Origin of the sequence: Mycobacterium sp. E136, assembly GCF_001666865.1 — a bacterium.
In the GTDB taxonomy this organism is placed as follows: Bacteria; Actinomycetota; Actinomycetes; order Mycobacteriales; family Mycobacteriaceae; genus Mycobacterium.
This window is the reverse complement of record NZ_LZJE01000308.1, coordinates 1-2,874: the sequence shown is the minus strand read 5'-3', so window position 1 is coordinate 2,874 and position 2,874 is coordinate 1. Positions and strand designations below refer to the sequence as shown.

The 2,874-nt window shown below is 64.9% G+C and carries 1 pseudogene; it reads left to right on the top strand.

The annotated features are described in order from the left end of the window. Positions 1-2,874 (top strand): annotated as a pseudogene (locus A5698_RS19815) (condensation domain-containing protein); the annotation flags it as partial.

The window sequence follows — 2,874 nt, the reverse complement described above, 5'->3', positions numbered from 1 at the left end:
TGCTGAACATGTACGGCATCACCGAGACCACGGTGCATGCCTCGGTGCGCCAGATCACCGCCGCAGACGTGGAGAGCGTGGTCTCGCCGATCGGGGTGCCTTTGGCACATCTGAGCCTCTTCGTACTCGACGGCTGGTTGCGTCCGGTCCCGCCTAACGTGGTCGGAGAGTTGTACGTTGCCGGCGCCGGTGTGGCCGAGGGATACGTGGGCCGGGCTGGATTGACGTCTTCGCGGTTTGTGTCGTGTCCATTCGGAGCGCCGGGGCAACGGATGTACCGCACCGGGGACCTGGCGTGGTGGGGTGCCGACGGGCAGCTGCGGTACGTGGGTCGTGCCGATGAGCAGGTCAAGATCCGCGGGTATCGCATCGAACTCGGTGAGGTTCAGGCGGCGTTGGCCGCGCTGGACGGAGTGGATCAAGCTGCGGTGATCGTCCGCGAGGACCGCCCCGGCGACAAGCGGCTGGTGGGTTACGTGACCGGCACGGTCGATCAGGGCGAGATCCGCGCTGCACTCGGTGAGCGGTTGCCGGCGTACATGGTGCCGTCGGCGGTGGTGGCGCTGCAGGCGTTGCCGTTGACGGTCAACGGCAAGCTCGACAAGCGGGCCCTGCCGGCTCCGGAGTACACCGATGCCGACCAGTACCGGGCACCGGCCAGCGCCGTCGAGGAGGTTTTGGCGGACATCTTCGCCCAGGTCCTCGGGGTGGAGCGGGTCGGCGTGGACGACTCGTTCTTCGAGCTCGGTGGGGACAGCATCTTGTCGATGCAAGTGGTAGCCCGTGCGCGGGCGGCCGGTGTCTTGTGTCGCCCGCGCGACATCTTCGTCGAACAGACGGTGGCCCGGCTAGCTCAGGTAGCCGTCCTCTCTGATGGTGCAAGCGATGCGGTCGATGAGGGGACAGGGCCCGTAACGGCGACGCCCATCATCAGTTGGTTGGCAGGAGTGGACGGCCCGACTGAGCAGTTCAACCAGACGGTGCTACTCCAGGCTCCATCCGGGGTGAGCGAGGCTGACGTCATCGCGTTGTTGCAAGCCTTGGTCGATCAGCACGGTATGTTGCGGCTGCGCGTGGACGAGACCAGCGCTGGATGGTCGTTGCAGGTGTCCGAACCCGGGACTGTCGACGTTGCCGGGTGCTTGTATACCGCAGACGCGCTGACCGACGAGGCGCTCATCAACGCGCGCTCGCGGTTGAACCCTGCCGCCGGGGCGATGTTGGGCGCGCTCTGGGTGGCGCCGACCGGTCAGCTCGCCTTGATCATCCACCACTTGGCCGTTGACGGAGTCTCGTGGCGGATCCTGTTGGAGGACCTCAACATCGCCTGGCGCCAACGTCGCATCGGGCAGACGATCGCCTTGCCCGCCGGGGGGACATCCTTCACCCGATGGGCCTCACTGCTGGCCGAGCATGCGAAGGACCCAGAAGTTGTGGGCAAGGCCGACGCATGGCGACAGGTGGCGGAGACCCCATCAGGCTTGCCGCCGGTGCAGTCGACGGTAGACACGTTCGCTTCGGCTGGGCGGTTGTCGGTGGAGTTGGACGTCGAGACGACCCGGATGCTGCTGGGCGAGGTTCCGACGGCATTCCACGCCGGGGTCCATGAGGTGTTGTTGATCGGCTTCGGACTGGCGGTGGCGGAGTTCTTGGGCACTGGTCACGCGCCCGTCGCCATCGATGTGGAAGGCCACGGCCGCGATGGGGACCTGGCCGACGGTGTGGACTTGTCGCGCACGGTGGGCTGGTTCACCACCAAGTACCCGGTGGCGTTCAGCGTCGGTCGTTTGGACTGGTCGCAGGTGAGAGCCGGAGGGACCGCGCTGGGCACACTGATCAAGGATGCCAAGGAGCAGTTGCGCGCTTTGCCGGATGGCTTGTCCTATGGTTTGCTGCGTTACTTGAACCCAGATGTCGACGTGACGGATTCCGAACCGGCGATCGGCTTCAACTATCTCGGGCGCCTCGGCGCTGCGGCAGCCGAAAAGTCCAGTGACACTTGGCGAATCAGCCCGGATGGGATGTCGCTGACCGGTGCCGCTGCGGATATACCAATGCCCTTGCTGCATACGGTGGAACTCAACGCAGCTACCGTCGATACCGACGCAGGCCCCCTGCTTCACGCCAACTGGACGTGGGCGCCTTCGGCGCTCAATGAAGCGCAGGTCAATCGGTTGAGCCGCTTGTGGTTTGAGGCTCTCGACGGCATCTGCAAGCATGTACGGGGCGGTGGAGGCGGGTTGACGCCATCCGACATCGCGGTCAGTCTCAGCCAGCAGCAAATTGAGGAGCTTCAGCGGCAATATGCAAATCGCTGACATTTTGCCGCTGACTCCTCTGCAGCACGGCTTGCTCTTCCATGCCGGTGCCGCGACGGATCCGAACTCCGATGTGTATGCGGTGCAATTCGATGTCACCGTGACCGGAGTCCTCGACGAGCACCGACTCCGCGATGCGGCGAATAGAGTGGCGGCCCGGCACCCGAACGTGTTGGCCCGCTTCTCTGATCAATTCGGCCAGCCGGTGCAGATCATCCCCGCCGATCCAGTAGTGCCATGGCGCTCCATCGACCTTTCCGACAGCGGCGCAGAGCTGGACGAGCAGATACAGGCGATCTGCGCTGCCGAACGCGTCGCGGTGTGCAACCTGGCCGACGAACCGGTCTTTCGGGTGGCATTGATTCGTACCGCAGCGAATCGCCACCGGTTCGTGCTCACCAATCACCACATCGTGCTGGACGGCTGGTCGATGCCGATCCTGTTGCGCGAAATATTCGCCAGCTATTACGGGCGGCGTTTGCCCCCGGCTACGCCCTATCGCAGGTTCGTCAGTTGGCTGGCTGAACGGGACCGCGAAGCCGCCCAGGCGGCCTGG